This is a genomic window from Bradyrhizobium sp. BR14999 (assembly GCF_056106085.1).
In genome coordinates, this window is the sequence record NZ_CM148536.1 from 1,492,150 (window position 1) to 1,512,700 (window position 20,551).

Here is a 20,551-nt window from a genome sequence, read left to right on the forward strand (position 1 = left end):
CGACTCCCTGGAGTGAGTTCAGGTCGCAATCGCGCTTGCCGCGATGTTCACCGTCAGGGCCAGCAACGCGGTGTTGTAGATGAAGGACACGATGCCGTGCGCGGTCGCCGTGCGGCGGATGGTCTTGTCGGTGATGCCGACGTCGGAGACCTGCGCGGTCATGCCGATCACGAACGAGAAATAGACGAAATCCCAATAATCGGCGTGGTCTTCCTTGTCGCCGCTCGGAAACTGAAGGCCTCCTGCCGTGCCGTCCCGATAATAATCATGCGCGTAATGCAGTGCGAAGGTCGTGTGCACGGCAGCCCACGACAGCGCGATCGTTGTGATCGCGATCGTCAGCTCCAGGACGCCGCGATGCGACGTGCCGAGCTCGGAGACGATCGCCGCGATGCTGGCGAAGGCGCCGGTCGCCGTCACCAGCAGGATCACGAAGCGGCCGTCGTCCTGCATCGCGGCGGCGCGACGGATGTGCTGGTGATCGTTGCACAGCATCATCGCATAGACTAGCACGAGATAGACCGCGATCAGTGCGTCCCAGCCGAACAAGAGCCGCGTCACCAGCCGGTGCGTGCCCGGCAGCAGCAGGCAGACGAGGACGCCGACAGCGAGTGCGATGAACGTTCGCGGCCGCGCATAAAGCAGCCGCATCGGCCGCGACATCTGGCGGAAGCGGACGAGGACGGGATCCTCTTTGCCGCCGGTCGCCATCGACGCGCGTCAGTTCTTCCGTTCGGCGACGAATCGCGCCGCGGCTTGCAGCACGGCGGCGCGGTCGCCGAAGATCGACACGGCGCTGTCGGCGCGCGCGAGCAGGTCGCGCACGCGCTGCTTGGCGCCTTCGATGCCGAGCTGGGTGACGAAGGTGGTCTTGCCGAGCGCGGCGTCCTGGCCCGAGGGCTTGCCGAGCGCTGCCGCATCGCCTTCGACGTCGAGCAGGTCGTCGGCGATCTGGAAGGCCTCGCCGAGCGCGCGGCCGTAATCGTCGAGCGCCTGGTATTCTTTCTGCGAGGCTTGGCCGAGGATTGCACCGGCGATGCAGCCATAGCGCAGAAGTGCGCCGGTCTTCATCTGCTGAATACGAGCAACATCGATCGGTTCGTTGCCGCCGAAGCGGCCTTCGCCGGCGAGATCGAGGATCTGGCCGCCGACCATGCCGCCGATACCGGCGCAACGCGCCAGCGCGCGCGTCAAGAGCAACCGCACATTGGCATCGCGATGGATCTCGTCGCGGGTGACGATGTCGAAGGCGAGCGTCAAAAGACCGTCGCCGGCAAGGATCGCGGTGGCGTCATCGGTCTGCTTGTGCAGGGTGGGGCGGCCGCGGCGCAGGTCCGAATTGTCCATGGCCGGCAGATCGTCATGGATCAGCGAATAGCAGTGAATGCATTCGAGCGCGGCGCCCACGAGCAGCGCCGCTTCGCGCGGCACGCCGAACACGGTCGCGCTCTCGACCACAAGGAACGGCCGAAGACGCTTGCCGCCGTTCAGGCTCGAATAGCGCATTGCGTCCATCAGTCGCTTGGGCCGGGCGATCTCGTCGTGCAGGATGTCGTCCGACAGCAGGCGCCCGAGCAGGGCCTCGGTGTCATCAGCGGTCTTGTCCAGACGTTTGGCGAAATCGGACGGGGACGTGCCGGTCATCAAGAAGGGCTCCAGAACTAAAATTCGGCCGGACAATCCTTTATGCGCCCGCCTCAGTCAATCGTTTGGAAGGCCTAAAAAGTGCTGGAAAAGGCCCGAATTATCACAGACTTAATGGCCCAGCCCGTGGCCGCGTTTCATTTTGCGCCGGAAAGGTCGATTTGCGCATCGTCAAGATCCTGCTGGTCGTGCTCGCGGTCGTGGCTCTCGCGCCCTATGTGATCGCGCCGTTTTACCGGACCGGCCATCCGGTTTCGACGCTGATGGTCTGGCGTTCGCTTCGGGGCGCGCCGATGCAGCGGCAATGGATCGATCTGGCGGCGATGTCGCCGTATCTGCCGCGGTCGGTGGTGGCAGCCGAGGACGCGCATTTCTGCAAGCATCATGGCATCGACTGGGGTGCGCTGCGTGAGGCGATCGATGACGCCCAGGAGGACGGTACGCCGTTCCGGGGCGCCTCCACCATCACCCAACAGGTCGCAAAGAACCTGTTCCTCTGGCAGGGGCGGGACTTCGTCCGCAAGGCGCTGGAATTCCCGCTGGCGCTGTGGATCGACCTCGTCCTGCCCAAGCCGCGGATCCTGGAGATTTACCTCAACATCGCAGAGCTCGGTCCACAGGGGCAGTTTGGCGTCGACGCGGCCAGCCTCTATGCCTTCGGCAAGTCGGCCGCTAGCCTCTCCTCCCGGGAAGCCGCCCTTCTGGCCTCGACCCTGCCCAATCCGGTCAAACGCAGTGCCCGGACCCCGGGACCCGGTGTCAGGCGGCTGGCGGCGACCTATATGGCGCGGGGGCAGGCGAGCTCGCTTGCGACCTGCTGGCGCGAAAATCGCTGATTTCGGGCCCATTTCGGGCGTATTTTCTGGCCCAAGAGCCTAGCTTTACAGCCAGCCTTCCTCTATAAGCGCGGCCTTGATCGGCATTCAGCTCGCCTCGTATTGCGGGTGCTGAGCCGTCCCTTCGCGGACGATGCCCTTGATGACACCAATCCCTAGAGGATATTGAAATGGCCGTTCCGAGAAGAAAAACCTCGCCGTCGCGCCGTGGCATGCGCCGCTCGGCAGACGCCATCAAGAAGCCGACCTATGTGGAAGACAAGGACTCCGGCGAGCTCCGTCGTCCGCACCATCTCGACCTCAAGACCGGCATGTACAAGGGCCGCCAGGTCCTGAAGAAGAAAGAGTCCTGAAGGCAGGACCTTTCTTCAGGCGGGATGATTGGGCCCGCCTGATTTCGGCCAACCCATGAGATAGACGGTGACGGCGGCGGAGCAAATGCTTCGCCGCCGCATTGTCCTGTCCGGATATCTTGATCGAGAAGGCATTTTGCCGATGGTCGGTTTCCCGCTGCTTCTGATTCCGCTCGCGGTCTACAACATCATCGCCTTCCTGATGCCGACGGTGTCCTTTACGGACGTGCTGTTCAAGGTGCCGATGGTGTCCGGTGAGACCTGGCCGGTCACGCTTGCCGACCTCCTGCTCGCGCTCGGCGTGGTGCTGCTGCTGCTCGAGGTGGTCAAGGGCGCGCGGCCCGGCTCGAAATTCCTGATGGATCACCTGCTGTCGCTGATCGTGTTCGGCACGGCCGCCGCCGAATTCGTGATGTGGCCCAAATTCGGCAACTCCACCTATTTCCTGCTGGTGCTGCTCGCGATGGCCGACTTCCTCGGCGGCATCGCCCAGCGCACGCGCCGTCGCGTCACCTATGTCGCCGAGACGACGGTGGCGGCGCCACGCAAGGCCAAGCGCCAGGAAGCGCCGGAGGAGGACGTGGCGTCCGAGCGCAAGTTCGAGCCGGTGATTGCGCCGCAGCCGGCACCGGCGGTGCCGCCCGCACCGTCGGCGCAATCCGTCGCCGAATCCGTGCTGATGGATCATCCGGCGCCCAAGCCGGTGCAGGGCGCGCCCTCGCCGGAAATCCCCTCGCCGCAGCTTCAGCCGGGCAACGGCACGCCGTCCTCTCCCGACGCGCCACCGCGCTGATTTCTCTGGATTCGCCTGCATCTCACCGCGGAGGCTGTGTGCTCCCTCGCCCCGTTCTTACGGGGAGAGGGTTGGGGTGAGGGGCCTCTCTCCACGGATGAGATAGCTGTGAGACCTGTACCCCCTCACCCGGATCGCGAGAGCGATCCGACCTCTCCCCGCAAGCGGGGAGAGGTAAGAAGCGCCGTCTCACTTCAAATCAATCTCAAGCCACCTGCCGTGTCCGCGCGCTGACGCTTTGCAGCGGGCGCTGGCTGCCATAGGCCATCAGCGCGTCTTCGGACGAGGCGCGGCGAAGCCGGCTCGTCTGGGGCATGTGCTCGGCATTGGCGATCAGTTGGGTGACGAAGCTGGGATCGGGGCGCGGCAGCGGCGCCTTGTGGACCCACTGCAACGTCGGCATCACCGGCACGAGGGCCGTGCCTGTGCCGTTGTCCGCCGCGTCCGATCGATCAGTACTCAACATCGCAATCACCGTTGATCCGGCCGGATTGTCGCATTTCGGGACGCTGGCGCCGGTGCGTGTCATGTACTCGCAAGCCCTATGCCGGCCGGGCCCGATTGGTTCCCTGGGGTCGGCAAACGTGGTTTCCAAATTGTTTATCAACTTTGCCTAGGGTCGAGGGCGAATCTGGCTTTATTCTGTGCCGGCTCAGGACTTTCCCACTGTCCCGAAACGAGGCGATTTTGACCCCAGCATTGCCGCAAGCCTCCGACATCCTGGCCGCGCTCGGCCAGGCCGTGTTCGCCTGGGACATCGCCAGCGACGTCATCGTCTGGGGTGAGCAGGTCAGCGCCGTCTTCCCGGGCATTCCCGCCGAGCGGCTCGCCACCGGGGCCGAATTCGCCAAGCTGATCGAGCCGGCGCAATCGCTGCGGACCGCTGCGCTGGCACAGACCTCCGCCGTGCACGGTGCCGACGGCACACCTTACCGGGTCGAGTACGGCGTGCGCATGAGCGCCTCCGATCCCGTGGTCTGGATCGAGGAGACCGGCCGCTGGTTTGCCGGTCCCGACGGCCGCCCCACGCGCGCGATCGGCTCTGTTCGCATCAACAATGAGCGTCATGCCCGCGACGAGGAATTGAGGAAGCTGGCCCGGCTCGATCCCTTGACCGGCGAGCTCAACCGCTCCCATCTGATCGCGTCGCTGGCCGAGGCGATCGAGGAGACGACCCGCTTCCGCTCGACCGCAGCCTTCATGCTGGTCGGCATCGATCATCTCGCCCGCGTCAACGACGCCTTCGGCTTCGACGTCGCCGACGCGGTGATCCTCGACGTCGCCAAGCGCATTCGTGCGCGCTTGCGCGGCGGCGACGTGCTCGGCCGCTTCTCCGGCAACAAGTTCGGCCTGATCCTGAAGAACTGCACCGTCGACGACATGAACGTTGCCGCCGAGCGCTTCCTCGCCGGCATCCGCGACGAGGTGGTGCCGACGAAATCAGGGCCGGTCTCGGTCACCGCGTCGATCGGCGCGGTCAGCGTGCCGCGCTATGCCCGCAACACCGACGAGGCGGTCAACCGCGCCCATGAGACGCTGGATGCTGCCAAACGCCGCCGCGTCGGCTCGTTCGCGACATGGCGCCCGGATGCCGCGCGCGACGCGCAGCGCCGCGTCAACATCCGCGTCACCGACGAGATCGTCACCGCGCTGAACGAGCGCCGCATCAAGCTCGCCTATGAGCCGGTGGTCTCCGCCGCCTCGCGCGAACGCGCCTTCCACGAGTGCCTGGTGCGGATGGATCAGGGCGATGGCCAGGTGCTGCTCGCACCCGACATCGTGCCGGTCGCCGAACGGCTCGGCCTGATTCGCCTGGTCGATCATCGCGTGCTCGAACTCGTGGTCGCCGAGCTTGCGGCTGCGCCCGACGTCTGCCTCAGCCTCAACATCTCGCCTGATACGACCATGGATCCCGATTGGTGGGCGGGAATCGAATCGCTGATGCTGGCCCATCCCGGCGTCGCCGAGCGGCTGATCGTCGAGATCACCGAAACGGTCGCGATCCAGGACATCGATGATGTCCGCGGCTTTGTCACGCGGCTGAAGAATTTCGGCAGCCGCATTGCCATCGACGATTTCGGCGCCGGCTACACCTCCTTCAGGAACCTGCGCAAGCTCGGCGTCGACATCGTCAAGATCGACGGTGCCTTCGTCCAGAACGTCACGCGGTCCGCCGACGACCGCGCCTTCGTGCACACCCTGATCGACCTCGCCCGACGCCTCGATATCAAGACGGTCGCCGAATGGGTGCAGGACGAAGAGGCCGCAAGCATGCTGCGCGACTGGGGTTGCGACTACATCCAGGGCCGCCTGATCGGACTCGCCTCCGCCGAGCGCCCGTGGGGCGTGGCGGCAGATAGCGCACTACCCGCGGCGGGGTAGGAGTTATTCGCTCGCCAAGCTTGCGCACTCGCTTCCCCTCTCCCCTTGCGGGAGAGGGTGGCTCGCCGCCTAGCGGCGAGACGGGTGAGGGGTCTCCCTCCGCGAGTCGATTTCTTGCGATTGAGTTTGAGGAGGCAACCCCTCATCCGGCGCTTTGCGCCACCTTCTCCCACAAGGGGAGAAGGAAGAGATCGTGCAGCGGCTACGAAATCTCTCACGCCCCTTCATCCAATGCCACCAGCTCGCGCTTCTTGCGCAGCGCGGGCAATAGCGGCGCGATCAGCAGCACCGTTGCGAGTGCAAGGCAGGCCGCCGAGATCGGACGCTGCACGAAGGTCCAGAGATCGCCCTGCGACAGGATCAGCGACTTGCGCAGATTGTTCTCCAGCATCGGGCCGAGCACGAAGGCGAGCACCAGCGGCGCCGGCTCATAGCCGAGCTTGCGCATGAAATAGCCGATGATCCCGAACGCGATCATCACGTAAACGTCGAACACGTTGTTGCTCGAGCAATAGACGCCCAGGATCGTGAACAGGATGATCAGCGGGAACAGGATGTTGTAGGGCAGCTTCAAGAGCTGCACCCACATGCCGATCATCGGCAGGTTGAGGATCAGCAGCATGACGTTGCCAATATACATGCTGGCGACGATGCCCCAGAACAGGCCGGGATTCTGCGTGATCAGCAGCGGTCCCGGTTGCAGGCCGTGAATGACAAAGGCGCCGAGCAGCAGCGCCATCACCACGTTCGGCGGGATGCCCAAGGTCATTAGCGGAATGAACGCGCCGCCGGCCGCCGCGTTGTTGGCGGATTCGGGGCCCGCGACGCCCTCGATCGCGCCGTGGCCGAACCGTTCCGGCGTTTTCGACAGCCGCTTCTCCAGTGCATAGGACGCGAACGAGGCCACCACGGCACCGCCGCCCGGCAGGATGCCGAGCAGAAAGCCGAGCAGGGTGCCGCGCGCCACCGGGCCGGCGCTCGCCTGCCAGTCGGTCTTGTTGGGCAAGAGCTGCGTGATCTTGGCGTTGATGATGTCGCGCTTGATCGCCTGCTCGGTGTTGAGCAGCACCTCGGCGACGCCGAACAGGCCCATCACGACCGGCACGAGGCCGATGCCGTCGATCAGCTCCATGCGGCCGAAGGTGAGGCGCGGCTGTGCCGTGATGCTGTCGAGACCGATCAGGCCGAGCACGACGCCGATGCAGGCCATCAGCAGCGCCTTCGGCATCGAGCCCTGGGTCAGGAAGGTGAGCACGACGAGGCCGAGCACCATCAGGCTGAAATACTCGGCCGGGCCGAACGCGATGGCGATGCTGGCAAGCCTCGGCGCCACCAGCATCAGCGCGACCAGCGCAAAGGTGCCGGCGATGAAGGAGCCGAACGCGGAGATGCCGAGCGCAGGGCCCGCACGGCCCTGCTTCGCCATCTGGTGGCCGTCGATGCAGGTGACGACGGAGGCCGCCTCGCCGGGGATGTTGACCAGGATCGAGGTGGTCGAGCCGCCATACATCGAGCCGTAATAGATGCCGGCCATCATGATGATGCCGGATTCCGGCGTGCCCGAGAGCGTCACCGGCAACAGCAGCGACATCGCCGAGATTGGGCCGATGCCCGGCAGCACGCCGACCAGCGTGCCGATGAAGACACCGATGAAGCAATAGAGCAGGTTGATCCCGGTCAGCGCGACGCCGAACCCATGGGAGACATTGGAAAGCGTATCCATGCGATCAGCCGATCCCGAACAGGCCCGAGGGCAGCTGGATCAAAAGCAGCCGCTTGAGCACCCACCACATGCCTGATGGCACCAGCACCGCGATCGGAATCGCCAGCGTCCAGCGCACGGGATCGATCAGGCGCAACAGCAGCAGCATCAACGGGATCGCCGACAACAGGAATCCCAGCGGCTCCAACGCGAATGAGAATGCGGTGAGGCAGGCGATGACGAGAAGCGGCTTGCTCCAGCGCACATTTTCCCAGCGCGAGGCCAGCGTCGGTCCGCCCTCGGTGATGGCCGAGATGATGATGGAGCTTGCGAACACGCAGATCAGGATGCCCGTGTAGAACAGCACGTAACCGGAGCCGGGATCGTTGATGGTGCCGAGCTTGAGCTTCAGCCCCGACCAGATCACGAAGCTGCCGAGCGCGAGCCCGATCAAGCCGCCCCAAAGTTCGGAATTGCTGAGGCGGAGTTTGACGTTGGTTTGGTTGGTCATCGACGCCCTCTCGGCCGTTCCCCGGACGCTGCGCAGCGCGAAGCGGTGCGCTGCAGATCCGGGGTCCATGGATGCGTGGCAAGAGTGGGTCCCGGCTCTGCGGTGCACCGCTGAAGAGGCGCTGCACCGCGTCCGGGACACGGAGGTGGATCAGTTCTACTTCTTCGCAAGCCCGAGCGTGTCGATCACCTTGCGCTCGGACTCCGTGACCTCGACGACGAACTTCTTGTAGTCCTCGGTGTTCTTGTAGTTCGGCACCATGTCGTATTTGGCGAGCGTTGCCACGACGGCGGGGTCCTCGACCGCCTTCTTGAAGGCATCGTGCAGCTTGGCGACGATTTTCGGATCCATCCCCTTGGGGCCGGCGATGCCAAACGGCGAATCATAAATCATGGGATAGCCGAGCTCCTTCAGCGTCGGCACGTCAGGGTAATTCGGCGAGCGGGCGCCGGTCCACACCATCAACAACCGCAGCTTGCCGGCATCGACCAGCGGCCGCCATCCCGTGGAATCCGCCTGAAGCATCGTATGCTGCCCCAGGACCGCGGCGTTGGTTTCCGCGCCGCCTTTGAACGGTACCTGCGTGAGCTTGATGCCGGACATCGCGGCAATCTGCTCCATGCCGATATGCAGCGAGGTGCCGGTGCCCGGCGTCGCGTAGGTCACCTTGCCCGGGTTCGCCTTGGCGAACTCCACCACGTCCTTCCAGCTCTTGAACTGGGATTCCGCATTGGTGGTGACGCCGAAGGTATAGCCGGTGAGATGGATGACGTAGGTAAAATCCTTCGCCGGATCCCACGACACCTCCTGCATCAGAGGCAGGCGGAAGACGGTGATCGGGATCTGCGAGATGGTGTAGCCGTCCGGCTTCGCGCCCGCGGCCATGGTCGCAGGTCCCACGGTGCCGCCGCCACCGGCCTTGTTGTCGATCACGATGGGCTGTCCCAGAACCTTCGAAGCGCTGTCGGCGATCGCGCGCATCGAGATGTCAGTCGAACCGCCGGCCGGCCATGGCACGATCAGCGTGATCGGCTTGGTCGGATAGTCCTGCGCACTGGCGGCAGTGGAGAGCACTGCACCCATGACCGCATGTATGGCGGCCAAGGCAATCGTCTTCAGCCCGTATCGCGACATCGAAACGCCTCCCTCGCAGCGGCCTCGCTCGGGCCGCCGTCTCTCGTTCTTGTGGGGCGATTGTTTCCGAAATCACGAGAGAAGAAAAGCGCCATTGCGCGTGTGCCAGGCCAGCGCGAGACGGCAATTCCGCCGGAAACCATCCATGCGACAATTGGTCGTTTGGCAGCGTGCCGAGATACGGAATTTGAGTGGGGAAAGCTGCTACGCCACGCGGCGGACTGCGCTCAGCGTCTCGATGGTGCCGCCGACCTCGGCCGCCGGGCATGGCTTGCCGAAATAATAGCCCTGCACGGCGGTGCAGCCGCATTCGCGCACGAAGTCGAGTTGCTCCGCGGTCTCCACACCCTCCGCCGTGGTCTCGACGCCGAGCACGGAGCCGAGGCTGGCGATGGTGCGGACGATGGCAACGCTTTCCGGGCTTTCGCCGAGCGTGCCGACGAAAGAGCGGTCGATCTTGATGCGGTCGAACGGAAATTTGCGCAAATAGCTCAGAGAGGAATAGCCGACGCCGAAATCGTCGAGGCTGACCCGCACGCCGAGTGCGCGAAGCTGGTGCAGGATCTCGATCGTCGCCTCGCTGTCGTCGAGCAGCGCCGTCTCGGTGACCTCGAGCTCGAGTTGTCGTGGCGGCAGGCCGGCCTCCGCAAGTGCGCTCGTGACCATCGCCACCAGGCCGCGCGAGCGGAACTGCACCGGCGACAGGTTTACCGCGACGGTGACCTCGGGCCAGGAGACGGCGGTCGCACAGGCGGTGCGCAGCACCCATTCGCCGATCGGGACGATCAGCCCGGTCTCTTCCGCGATCGGAATGAATTCGGCCGGCGAGACGAAGCCGCGCGAGGGATGCTTCCAACGCAACAGCGCTTCGAAGCCGGTGAGCTCGGAGCTGTCGAGCCGTACCTGCGGCTGGAACACGAGATGGAATTCACGTGATTCCAACGCGCCGCGCAGATCCTGCTCCAGCGCGTGCCGGCTGCGTGCCTCTTCTTCCATCTCGGGCTCGAACAGCTGGTAGGCGCCGCGTCCCTTTGCCTTGGCCTGGTAGAGGGCGAGGTCGGCGCATTTCATCAGCTCGTCGGCATCAAGCCCGTGATCGGGCGCGATCGCGATGCCGACGGAGACGCCGACATGGATCGACTGGCTTTCCAGCGGCGGCGGATGGCCGATGATCTCGACCAGGCGACGAGCGAGTTTTTCAGCTGCTTGCGGCTGCGGTCCGCGCTGGAGTACGGCAAACTCGTCGCCGCCGAGCCGCGCGACGGTATCATGCTCGCCGACATTCTCCCTCAGTCGCGCCGCAACCCAGCGCAGCAGGCGATCGCCTGCTGCGTGGCCGAGGCGGTCGTTGACAGTCTTGAAATTGTCGAGGTCGAAACACAGCACGGCCATCGCGCCGCCGGCGATCGCGACCTGGTTCAGCCCTTCGCTCATCTTCTCGCGGAATAGCGTGCGGTTGGGCAGGTCAGTCAGGGAATCGTGGCGCGCCATGTGCGCGACGCGGGCCTGGGCCTTGTGGCGCTCGGTGACGTCCTCATAGGTGACGACCCAGCCGCCAAGCTCCATCCGCTTGTGATTGAGCTTGATGATGCGGCCATCGTTCAAATGGCGGTGCAGCGTGTGCTCGCCCTCGCGCAGCCTCTCGACATAGTCGGCATAGAGCCGCGCGCCTGTGGTGTTCGGGTGAATGCCCAGTTCGCAGCTATGCTCCATGATCTCGCGCATCGAGACGCCCGGTTTCACGATCTCGGGCGACAGCCCGTACATCTCGATATAGCGGCGGTTGCAGACGATGATGCGCAGGCTCGAATCGAGCATGCACAGCCCCTGGCTCATGTTGTTCAGTGCGGCGTCGAAACGTCGATACTGCTCGCTCAGCTCCTCAACCGCGCGTTCGCGTTCGGTGATGTCCTCGTAGGTGGCGACGAAGCCGCCGTCTGGCTGCGCGCAGTAACGCACCGAGATCACGGAGCCATTGGACATGCGCCGTCGCATCGACGAGGAATCGCGGTTCGCGATTCTCGCGCTGGCGGCTTCCAGGAGCTGCTGCGGGCTGTATTCGGAAGCGAACGCGCCGTTCGCCATCGAACGCTCGATCAGCTCGGAAAGATGCGTGCCGGGCCGGGTCTCCTCGGGCGACAGCCGGTAGATCTTGCGGTAGTTCGTGTTGCAGACGCGGAGCCGCATGTCGCTGTCGTAGAAGGCGAGTCCGTGCGCCATGTTCTCCAGCGCTGCATCGAGGATGAAGTTCTGCTTCCTCAGCGTCTCCTCGTATTGCAGCCGCTCGGTGACGTCTTCGTGCACCGTCACCCAGCCGCCGTCGGGCAGGAAGCGGGAGACCGCCTGCACCATCCGCCCGTCATAGCGCATCACCAGCAGGGTTTTCGCCTTCCTGGCGCGCACGTCGTCCAGCCTGGTGTCATGGAATTCATCGGCCGACATGCCCGGCAGGTTGCCGCGCGAAAGCCAGTGGTCGATGGCCGCGCTGTGCGTGACGCCCGGCTTCATGATCTCGGGGTCGAGGTTGTAGAGCTTCAGGAAACGTTCGTTGCAGACGACGACGCGGCTGTCGGCATCGTACATGATGAGGCCGTGCGACATGTTTGCGAGCGCGTGCTGGCTGCGCTCCGTCTGCACGCGCAATTCCGCCTCGAGCCGTGCGAGACGAGTGACGTCGTCGCAGATCGTCATCCAGCCGCCGCCGGGAAGAGGCTTCAACTCGAGCGCCATGACGAGTCCGCTTGCAAGCCGCTGTTCGGTGCGGAATGGTTTGCCCGCTGCGATTTGCGCAATCCGCGCCGAATACAACGCATCAAGCTCGTCCTGGGGGAAGTTTCCGCGTGTCGCGCTGTGGGCAAGCACCTCGCGATAGCTCGTGCCCACCCGCACGATATCGGCCGACATGTCGAACAGCGTGAGATAGCGCTGATTGACCAGCACGATCCGGTTGTCGGCATCGTAGACGCAGACGCCCTGCTCCATGTGGTCGAGCGCAAGCTGGCCGAGTGCGATCAGGGCCGCGGGGGCCTGTTCGCGGTGTGCACCATGCTCGTTGTCGCAGGTCGACGTCATGGGAGTCGCGGATCTCGGCGGGCAATAGACTTAACGCAACGTAATTCAGCTGCCGAGGGTAGCGAAGAGGCCGGAAAATTCCCTTAAGCGCAGTAGTTTACGGAGAGTGACTGGCGATGCGGAGACGCGTGTATCTCGGGGCCGGAATGCGCCCAACATTGCCCGTCGTCCCGGCGAAGGCCGGGACCCATAACCACAGCGAGAAGCTTGGCGGAGATCGGTAGTGAAGAGGTTTGGTACAAACACCGGCGCCTATCGATAGATCACGCGGTATGGGTCCCGGCCTTCGCCGGGACGACAATACGGGATAGATTAGCGCTACGGCCCGTACAGCACGAGCTCCGTATCGGTGAGATCGGCAAGCTGTGGCCGATGCGGGCCCTTGAAATATTTGCGGCCGCGGCGCTCTGTGTAGAGGCCGATGAGGCCGGGAAGCGGGCTGTTGCAATCGACGGCCACCGAGATTTTGCCGAACCGCAGCAGCAGCCGGCCGATCCGGCCGGCGCAGGCGGCATATTCGGCGATGTTGCGGCAGTAGATCAGTTTCATCGCGGGCGGCGCGATGAAGCCGCGGCGGATGCGCACCGGTTGCAGGATGAAGGGGAACGTTCCCTGCGGCGTGCGGCAGACCAGGCTGAGGCAATTGTAGCGCGCATGACGTGTCAAGAGCTCGGTCTCTGCGTCGGAGAGCCCTTCGATCGCCTTGGCGTGCTGCGAGATCACCTCGATCTTGCTCCAGCGCGGGGCGCGCGCCAGCGCGGGCATCGAGAAGAAGATGCCGCGGCAGTAATCACGAAAGCCCTGCGTCTCGATGATGGGCCAGGTCCACGGCGCCGGGCTGATGTTGAGGTAAGTGACGTCCTTGTGCCGCTGCGCAATCTTGGTCAGCAGCGGCGCGTAGTTGCGATAGGCCGGATCGACATACCAGCTCGACAAATTGCACTGGATGGCGGTCTCTTCGCTGTTTTTGCGCGCCGTGTAGATCAGCAGCAGCACGCCGACCGGCGTGCCGTCATCCTCGAGCATGTAGCCGAAGCGCGGATAGCCCTCCGGCACGGTCCGGAAAGCCTGCCGGCGCAGGCCCTGGATCCAATAGTCACGCGAGCGGCCGACGAAGCCGCGCGTCAGCAGGTCCGCGATGGCTTCGACATCGGACTCGGTGATTTCGCGGCATCGGACCTTGGTGTGGATCACGTTCGTCTTGCCCGTGGAAATGATCGGCCTCGTGAGTTCCGTTAGCGCCAGCCTTCGCCATGGGCCTCGGCCGCAACATGCGGCTGTAAGCCCAGGACGTCGCGCACCTTGGCCGGCCAAGCGGCGGTATCAGTGCCGTGGGTGTGGAACATGGCGACCGCGAGCCGGTCCATGCCGAAGGCAACGCAGCCGGTGTGGGCCGGCTCGCCATTGGCGTCCCTAATGTCCCAGGTCGTGCCGAAATGCTCGCGGTGATAGTTGAAGCTCATGCAGGCGGTCGGCTGCTCTTCCGAGCGCAGCGGGATCAGGAGTTCGAACTTCAGCTGCTGCTGCTTCTGGCTCACCGCCTTCATCTGGCCGACGCGGCCGAAGAAGGGATCGCTGGCATAGTCGACGCGGAAGGTGAGGCCGAGATCGCGCGCGATCGCCTGCGCGCGGACCATCCAGCGCTCGCGGAAGTCGGCGACGTCATCGGGGCTGCCGATGCAGACATATTCGCGCATCCGGAACGATTGCAGCCGGTCGAGATGCTTCGACGGCTCGCGGCGGAAGCAGTCGGCGGCGACGTCGAAGCGCAGACCGCCCTTCGGCAATTGGCCGCGGCTCGCCGCGATCGGGTAGACGGGATAGCAGGCGGCCGGCGACAGCACGAGGTCGGCCGGCGAGAGCGATGAGGTCCAGTCGCCGCCGGCATCGAAGCGGCTCACCGCGGCGTTGATCTCGCGTTCGGTGCCGTGCAGGCCGCAGACGCAGCCGAGCAGGTTCGGAAAGCTCTTGAGGTAGCCGGACTTCTCCAGCTGAGCCCGGCTCATCACCGGCGGAAAGCGCATCACCTCGGTTCCGGCCTCGCGATGGCTAGTGATCAGCGTGGCGAGCTTCTCGACGATGCCTTCATAGAGCGCGGTGCGAGCGTAGACCCCGTCCGAGCCCATGCGGTGGAACAGTTTGTCGGCGAGATGATCGAGCGGATCGATGATCTGCGGCGCGGTCTCGGGCGAATTGGGGAGGACGGCAATATTCATGGGTCGATGTCCTGCTATTTCAAAATTGTTCTTGTTGATTCAGTCACGAAGGCTCATTGGCACGCCGCTCATCAGCGTCGCTGTCGCGGCGTTGGCGAGAATACGGTCGTTGTTGATCATGATCGGCGACGACAGCACGTCGCGCAGGTGACGGCCCATCGTGAACTCGCCGTCGTTGCGGTAGCCGGAAAGACCCGCGGTGCGCATCGCATGCATCACCGTCTCGACCGCGAGCTCGGAGGCCTGCACCTTCAAAAGCGTGATCGAGGACTGGAAGTCGAGCGAGCCGAGCGCGCGCTCGTCATGCTCGGCGCGATCGAAAGCATCGATATTGGCTGCTATCAGCGCGCGCAGCTTGGCGAGCGACATCTTGGCGGCAGTGAAATGCGCCGCGGCCGGCGGCATTTGCCCGCCGGAGCTGCGGGCCGCCTTGCGGATGAAGGCCTGCGCGCGGGTCACCGCGGCGGCGGCAATGCCGGCCCAAGCCGACGACCAGCACAAATGCGCGAATGGCGTCATGGTCTGGGCGTGGATCTTGTCGTAGGATTCCGGGAAGACGCGGTCGGCGGGGCAATCGACCTTCAGCTCGAAACCGGTCGAGCAGGTGCCGCGCATGCCGAGCGTTTCCCAGCCCAGCGTCCGCTTCAGCGAATAATCGTCCTTGGCGAGCGCCAGCAGCACTTGGTCGGAAGCGGCGGCGTCGGTGGCGCGGCGGGCGATGGTGACGAGGCCGTCGGCCTCGGCGCCGTAGGAGATGACGGTGGCGTCGCGCACCAGCGACACGGTGTCGCCGGCGTGGTCGACCGCGGCCGCGCTGGCGCGGATGTTGCCGCCGTTCTGGCCTTCGGTGGTGGAGGAGGCGAGCAGCCACTGGTCGCGCGCGACCCGGCGCATCATGGTTTCCATCCAGGGGATGCCGTGGCCGTGCCTGACGACGCAGGCGACCTTGGTCTGGTGCATTGCGTAGATCATCGCAGTGGAGGCGCACGCGCGCCCGAGCGTGTAGCAGACATCGGTGACGTCATAGATCGAAGCGCCGAAGCCGCCGAACTCGACCGGGATCATGACGCCGAGCAGCTTTTGCTCACGCGCGACCTCGAAAGCTTTGTGGGGGAAGCGGGCGTCGCGATCGACCCCGTCTGCATCGGCCGCTGCGGCAGCGGCGGTCCGGGCGGCACGCTCGATCAGGGAGGGACCCTGCTCGAGAAAGCTCGTCTGCGTTTCGTCGACAGTGAGGACTGCTTCACGCACGTTCATTCTCGTCCGCCTCCGGTTTGCCGTTCGAGATCGCCGCCATCATTCGCGATGCCGCCAGCGATCCTCCGACCATCTTTGCTTGTAAGACGAGGCTACGGATTTAATTCAAATTCGTCGATGAAATAGAGGGTAAACAAATCCCAATTCCGAACGAACAGTTAAGGTCCGGTTGTTTGCATCACCGGAATTTCCGCGGTCGCGTTAGTGATCTGGAAGAGGTCTGAATTTTAGTCAATCTGAGTCATCGTTTACTAAGAAAAGCGAAGTAACCCTCGCGCCCATTGCGGGATCGACTGGCCGTGCCCATCGTAGCCGGCAGTCCGGTCCGCCTCCGATAGATAGATGGGAATTTGCCGATGCAGGCCTTCGATACCGACGTGCGCGATCGCATCATCAAGCTGGTGAAGGGCATCCTCGAACAGAACTCGCTCACCGCGGACATCACGCCACAGGCGAAGCTCGTGGACGTTGGCCTGACTTCGATGGACATGGTCAATCTGATGCTCGGCGTCGAGGCCGAGTTCGACTTCACCATCCCGCAAGCCGAGATCACGCCGGAGAACTTCCAGTCCGTCGAAACGCTGGAGCGGATGGTCGCGACCCAGCTGCAGCCGGCAACGGCGGCTTAGTTAAACGCGCCAATCTCACAGCGTCGTCCCGGCGCAGGCCGGGACCCATACCGCGTGATCTATCGGTTGCGAACGGTCGTTGTACCGAGCGACGAGTCTTAGCCAAACTACTCCCTGGGGTTATGGGTCCCGGCCCCCGTGCGCAATTGCGCACTAGGCCGGGACGACTTCGAGTGTGAGGCGCGCTCCTCACAGTCCCTCCATCCCCTCTCCACCCCCCGTTTCAAATCCGCTGCAAAACTGGCATAGCTTAACCATGTCGCACGTGGCGGACGGGATGGAGCAGGCATGACGCAGGCGGTATTGGGCATCATCGGCGGCTCCGGCATCTATGATCTGCCGGGCCTGGAGGGCGCGCGCGAAGAGGTAATCAAGAGCCCCTGGGGAGAGCCGTCCGCGCCCGTGCGGCGCGGCACCATGGCGGGCCTGCCGGTCGTGTTCCTGCCGCGGCACGACAAGGGCCATCGGCTGTCGCCCTCCGACATCAACTATCGCGCCAATATCGACGTTCTGAAGCGGGCCGGCGTCACCGACCTGATCTCGCTGTCGGCCTGCGGTTCCTTTAGGGAGGAACTGCCGCCCGGCACCTTCGTTCTCATCGATCAGTTCGTCGATCGCACCCACAAGCGCGAGAGCTCGTTCTTCGGCAAGGGTTGCGTCGCGCATGTGTCGATGGCGCATCCGATCTCGCCGCGGCTGCGCATTCACCTGGCCGCAGCCGCCGAGGCCGAGGGCATCGCAATCGCGCGGACCGGTACCTATGTCTGCATGGAAGGGCCGCAATTCTCTACCTATGCGGAAAGCATGACGTACAAGACGCTGGGCTACTCCGTGATCGGCATGACCAACATGCCCGAGGCGAAGCTCGCGCGTGAGGCGGAGCTCTGTTACGCCACCGTCGCGATGGTGACGGATTTCGATTGCTGGCATCCCGACCACGATGCGGTCACCGTGCAGGATATCATCCGTGTGCTGAACTCGAATGCCGACAAGGCGAAAGCGCTGGTGGCGCGGCTGGCGAGGGATTTTCCGCGCGAGCACGAGTCGTGCCCAATCGGTTCGGATCGTGCGCTCGACACTGCGCTGATCACGGCGCCCGAGGCGCGTGATCCCGAGCTTTTGAAGAAGCTCGATGCGGTGGCAGGGCGCATCCTGCGTGGTTGAGACGAAAGGCAGAATGCCATGAAGGTCGACGGCAAGCATTTTCGCAGCATCTGGCGTGAGCGTGACGGCTGGTCGGTCGGCGCGATCGACCAGCGCAGGCTGCCCCACGAGTTCGTCATTGCGAAGCTGACGTCATGCGAAGACGCGGCAGTCGCCATCCACGACATGCTGGTGCGCGGTGCGCCGCTGATCGGCGCCACCGCGGCTTACGGCATGGCGCTGGCGATGCGCGAGGACGCCTCCGACGCCGGCCTGAAGCGTGCCTATGAGACGCTCGTCGTGGCGCGGCCGACCGCGATCAATCTGAAATGGGCGCTGGACGAGATGCGCGCGGGGCTGGCGCCGATCGATCCGGTCGAACGGGCGGAGGCGGCCTACGCGCGTGCCGACGAGATCGTCGAGCAGGACGTCGAGATCAACCGCGGCATCGCCGGCAATGGCCTCAAGCTGATCGAGGCGATTGCGGCGAAGAAGCCGGGCGAGGTGGTCAATGTCCTGACTCATTGCAACGCCGGCTGGCTTGCGACGGTCGACTGGGGCACGGCGACGGCGCCGATCTATCTCGCGCATGAGCGCGGCATCAAGGTCCATGTCTGGGTCGACGAGACCCGTCCGCGCAACCAAGGCGCCTCGCTCACGGCCTGGGAGCTGGGCCATCACGGCGTGCCGCACACGGTGATCCCGGACAATACTGGCGGCCATCTGATGCAGCACGGCATGGTCGATCTCGCCATCGTCGGCACCGACCGCGTCGCCGCCAATGGCGATGTCTGCAACAAGATCGGCACCTATCTGAAGGCACTCGCCGCGCATGATAATGGTGTGCCGTTCTACGTTGCGCTGCCGTCGCCGACGATCGACTTCGCCGTTCATGATGGAATCCGCGACATCCCGATCGAGCAGCGCAGCGGGTTGGAGGTCACCGACATGACCGGTCGCACCGCCGACGGCCGGCTGGAGACGGTGCGTATCGTGCCGGAGGGTTCGCCCGTCGCGAACTATGCGTTCGACGTCACGCCGGCGCGTCTCGTCACCGGCCTGATCACGGAGCGCGGCGTGCTGAAGCCGGATCGTGAATCGCTCGCGGCCGCCTTTCCCGAGCGGATCGCCGCCGCGGCGGAATAGTTCTATCCCGTAGGGTGGGCAAAGGCGCATCGCGCCGTGTCCACCATCTTCATTCCGCGCCGCGCGAGCTTGGTGGGCACGCTTTCGCTTTGCCCACCCTACGGCTGCGCTCGCAATGACGGAGAATGACGCGCTAGCTCAGCTTCAGCCCCGTCGCGGCCTGGAGCTCGGCGATGGCCTGGGCTCCGCTCGTCACCTTGATCGTGGTCATGCCCATCTCGCGCGCGGGTTTGAGGTTGACGCCGAGATCGTCGAGATAAACGCAATTCTTCGGATCGACCTTCAGCGTCTCAACCATCAGCTTGTAGATGCGAGGATCGGGCTTGCGCAGGCCGATCTTGGCGGATTCGATGACGTGATCGAACAGCACCATCACCTCGGCGATGTAGAGGGAACGTCCCGTCATGCTGCCGATGGCGTTGGCCGGCAAATTGTTGGTGATGCAGCCGGTCTTGAATTGCGCCTTGATGCGCTTCAACGCCTCGACCATCTCGGGACGCAGATCGCCCTGGAGCAGCGGCAGCACGTCGCGGCCGCGCACCTCCGCGCCAAGTGCACGTGATTCCTCGGCGAACAAATGATCGAATGCGTCGATATCCACCTCGGCGCGCTCGAACTTGGCCCAGGCATTTTCCAGATGGTTGGCGGCGTTGGTGCGCCGGATGATGTCGATGGGCAGGCCACGTTCGGTCTCGAACCGGGCGAACGCCTCGAACGGTGAGCTCGTCAACACGCCGCCAAAATCAAAGATCACAGCTTCGATCGTCAAGGTCCCGCCCTCGTCAATTCAGTGCCAAGATGGCTGACAAGACGGCTAGCACGCGCTATCGGCAAGGGCCAGCCTGAAGCACACTCCGCCCCTGACCGAACCGACTGCCAAGACGTTCCCATGAAAACAATTGCGACATTCATCACGGCCGCTCTGCTGCTCGCCACGCCTGCTCACGCCATCGTCGGCGGCGGCACGCCGCAGGCGGATGGTGTCGCGCGCGCCATTGTCACGATCGTTGGCTCGCGCGGCAATTTCTGCACCGGTAGCCTGATCGCACCAAAACTTGTGCTCACCGTCGCTCACTGCGTGCAGCCCGGTGCGGACTACAAGATCGTCGATCGCGGCGCCGACGGCCAGCCGCAATTGCTGAACGTCCGCACCGTCGCGATCCATCCGAACTTCAACATGCAGGCGATGCAGGCGCATCGGGCGACCGCCGACGTGGCACTGATGCAACTGGAAATTCCACCCAAGGGAAAATCGACGGTGCCAGTCGGTGCACCGAATATTCCGATCCGCGTCGGCAGCCGTTTTACCATCGCCGGCATCGGCGTCACAGTTCGCGGCGATGGCAAGAGCGGCGGCATCACGCGTGTCGCTGCGCTTGTCGCCACCGGCCAGCCCGGGACGCTCCAGATCCGGTTGGTCGATCCCGTAACCAACGGTGTTCGCGATGGAATCGGCGCTTGTACCGGTGATTCCGGCGGTCCTGTGTTCGAGGACAAGCCGAATGGCGCTGTGCTCGTCGGCGTCGTCAGCTGGTCGACAGGGCCAAACGGCGCCGACGGTTGCGGCGGGTTGACCGGCGTCACGCCGCTCACGCTCTACCGCGATTGGATCTTGCAGACCGCACGGAGCTGGGGTGCGGCACTGTGATTTGACCGCGACCTGATCTATGTCATCTTGAAGCGGAAGCGCGGCGGGCGACACTGCCTGTCGCGGAGGAAACGCGCCGTCCGAT

Annotated in this window: 19 protein-coding genes; 8 read left to right on the forward strand and 11 right to left on the reverse strand. The window is 64.4% G+C overall.

The window, feature by feature from the left end; all coding sequences use genetic code 11:
* Positions 1-18 precede the first annotated feature (18 nt).
* Both ACR9YP_RS06985 and ACR9YP_RS06990 read right to left on the reverse strand, forming a co-directional pair.
* The gene (locus ACR9YP_RS06985) at positions 19-711 is read right to left on the reverse strand and encodes a DUF1345 domain-containing protein (protein WP_438103500.1); all 693 of its coding nucleotides are present in this window, start codon (positions 709-711) and stop codon (positions 19-21) included.
* A 9-nt stretch (positions 712-720) separates the two neighbouring features.
* Positions 721-1,644 carry a polyprenyl synthetase family protein gene (locus ACR9YP_RS06990; protein ID WP_128930779.1) on the reverse strand — a complete coding sequence of 308 codons (924 nt, stop codon included), beginning with the start codon at positions 1,642-1,644 and terminating at the stop codon, positions 721-723.
* A gap of 161 nt (positions 1,645-1,805) precedes the next feature.
* On the opposite strand from ACR9YP_RS06990, the gene mtgA reads away from it, so the two are divergent.
* The 3 genes from mtgA to ACR9YP_RS07005 all read left to right on the forward strand — a co-directional run bounded on the left by mtgA (position 1,806) and on the right by ACR9YP_RS07005 (position 3,626).
* Entirely contained in the window at positions 1,806-2,480 is a 675-nt protein-coding gene (gene mtgA / locus ACR9YP_RS06995) for a monofunctional biosynthetic peptidoglycan transglycosylase (protein ID WP_438103499.1), read from the forward strand.
* A gap of 170 nt (positions 2,481-2,650) precedes the next feature.
* Positions 2,651-2,833: a 50S ribosomal protein L32 gene (gene rpmF / locus ACR9YP_RS07000; RefSeq protein ID WP_007598106.1), complete on the forward strand. Its 183-nt coding sequence runs from the start codon at positions 2,651-2,653 to the stop codon at positions 2,831-2,833.
* Between the two features lie 142 nt (positions 2,834-2,975).
* Positions 2,976-3,626, forward strand: a complete 651-nt coding sequence (locus ACR9YP_RS07005; RefSeq protein ID WP_438103497.1) for a hypothetical protein — start codon at positions 2,976-2,978, stop codon at positions 3,624-3,626.
* A 205-nt stretch (positions 3,627-3,831) separates the two neighbouring features.
* Here ACR9YP_RS07005 and ACR9YP_RS07010 read toward each other — a convergent pair whose 3' ends face one another.
* Positions 3,832-4,092 carry a hypothetical protein gene (locus tag ACR9YP_RS07010; protein WP_438110448.1) on the reverse strand — a complete coding sequence of 87 codons (261 nt, stop codon included), beginning with the start codon at positions 4,090-4,092 and terminating at the stop codon, positions 3,832-3,834.
* A gap of 221 nt (positions 4,093-4,313) precedes the next feature.
* Here ACR9YP_RS07010 and ACR9YP_RS07015 point away from each other — a divergent pair, with 221 nt between their 5' ends.
* Entirely contained in the window at positions 4,314-6,008 is a 1,695-nt protein-coding gene (locus ACR9YP_RS07015) for an EAL domain-containing protein (RefSeq protein ID WP_438103496.1), read from the forward strand.
* A gap of 214 nt (positions 6,009-6,222) precedes the next feature.
* Here the strand turns inward: ACR9YP_RS07015 and ACR9YP_RS07020 are convergent, their stop codons facing one another.
* The 7 genes from ACR9YP_RS07020 to ACR9YP_RS07050 all read right to left on the reverse strand — a co-directional run bounded on the left by ACR9YP_RS07020 (position 6,223) and on the right by ACR9YP_RS07050 (position 15,900).
* Positions 6,223-7,731, reverse strand: a complete 1,509-nt coding sequence (locus tag ACR9YP_RS07020) for a tripartite tricarboxylate transporter permease (RefSeq protein ID WP_438103495.1) — start codon at positions 7,729-7,731, stop codon at positions 6,223-6,225.
* 4 nt (positions 7,732-7,735) lie between these two features.
* A complete protein-coding gene (locus ACR9YP_RS07025; RefSeq protein ID WP_438103494.1) occupies positions 7,736-8,221 on the reverse strand; it encodes a tripartite tricarboxylate transporter TctB family protein in 486 nt (161 codons plus the stop codon).
* A gap of 156 nt (positions 8,222-8,377) precedes the next feature.
* On the reverse strand, positions 8,378-9,355 hold the full coding sequence (locus ACR9YP_RS07030; protein ID WP_438103493.1) for a tripartite tricarboxylate transporter substrate binding protein: 978 nt from the start codon (positions 9,353-9,355) through the stop codon (positions 8,378-8,380).
* A 204-nt stretch (positions 9,356-9,559) separates the two neighbouring features.
* Positions 9,560-12,427 (reverse strand): PAS-domain containing protein, encoded by a 2,868-nt coding sequence (locus ACR9YP_RS07035; RefSeq protein ID WP_474219267.1) that lies wholly within the window; start codon positions 12,425-12,427, stop codon positions 9,560-9,562.
* A gap of 318 nt (positions 12,428-12,745) precedes the next feature.
* Positions 12,746-13,621, reverse strand: coding sequence for an acyl-CoA acyltransferase (locus tag ACR9YP_RS07040; protein ID WP_438103491.1), 876 nt, complete (start codon positions 13,619-13,621; stop codon positions 12,746-12,748).
* Between the two features lie 41 nt (positions 13,622-13,662).
* A complete protein-coding gene (locus ACR9YP_RS07045) occupies positions 13,663-14,643 on the reverse strand; it encodes an amino acid--[acyl-carrier-protein] ligase (protein WP_438103490.1) in 981 nt (326 codons plus the stop codon).
* A gap of 39 nt (positions 14,644-14,682) precedes the next feature.
* Positions 14,683-15,900, reverse strand: coding sequence for an acyl-CoA dehydrogenase family protein (locus ACR9YP_RS07050; RefSeq protein WP_438103489.1), 1,218 nt, complete (start codon positions 15,898-15,900; stop codon positions 14,683-14,685).
* Positions 15,901-16,256: 356 nt separating this feature from the next.
* Between ACR9YP_RS07050 and ACR9YP_RS07055 the strand changes: the two genes are divergently transcribed.
* The 3 genes from ACR9YP_RS07055 to mtnA all read left to right on the forward strand — a co-directional run bounded on the left by ACR9YP_RS07055 (position 16,257) and on the right by mtnA (position 18,818).
* Entirely contained in the window at positions 16,257-16,529 is a 273-nt protein-coding gene (locus ACR9YP_RS07055; protein WP_370990712.1) for a phosphopantetheine-binding protein, read from the forward strand.
* A gap of 288 nt (positions 16,530-16,817) precedes the next feature.
* Entirely contained in the window at positions 16,818-17,693 is an 876-nt protein-coding gene (locus tag ACR9YP_RS07060; RefSeq protein WP_438103488.1) for an S-methyl-5'-thioadenosine phosphorylase, read from the forward strand.
* Between the two features lie 18 nt (positions 17,694-17,711).
* Positions 17,712-18,818, forward strand: coding sequence for an S-methyl-5-thioribose-1-phosphate isomerase (gene mtnA, locus ACR9YP_RS07065; protein WP_438103487.1), 1,107 nt, complete (start codon positions 17,712-17,714; stop codon positions 18,816-18,818).
* Positions 18,819-18,951: 133 nt separating this feature from the next.
* Here the strand turns inward: mtnA and ACR9YP_RS07070 are convergent, their stop codons facing one another.
* Positions 18,952-19,587: an HAD-IA family hydrolase gene (locus ACR9YP_RS07070; protein WP_438103486.1), complete on the reverse strand. Its 636-nt coding sequence runs from the start codon at positions 19,585-19,587 to the stop codon at positions 18,952-18,954.
* Between the two features lie 120 nt (positions 19,588-19,707).
* Here ACR9YP_RS07070 and ACR9YP_RS07075 point away from each other — a divergent pair, with 120 nt between their 5' ends.
* Positions 19,708-20,466 (forward strand): S1 family peptidase, encoded by a 759-nt coding sequence (locus ACR9YP_RS07075; protein WP_438103485.1) that lies wholly within the window; start codon positions 19,708-19,710, stop codon positions 20,464-20,466.
* The last annotated feature ends 85 nt before the right edge of the window (positions 20,467-20,551 follow it).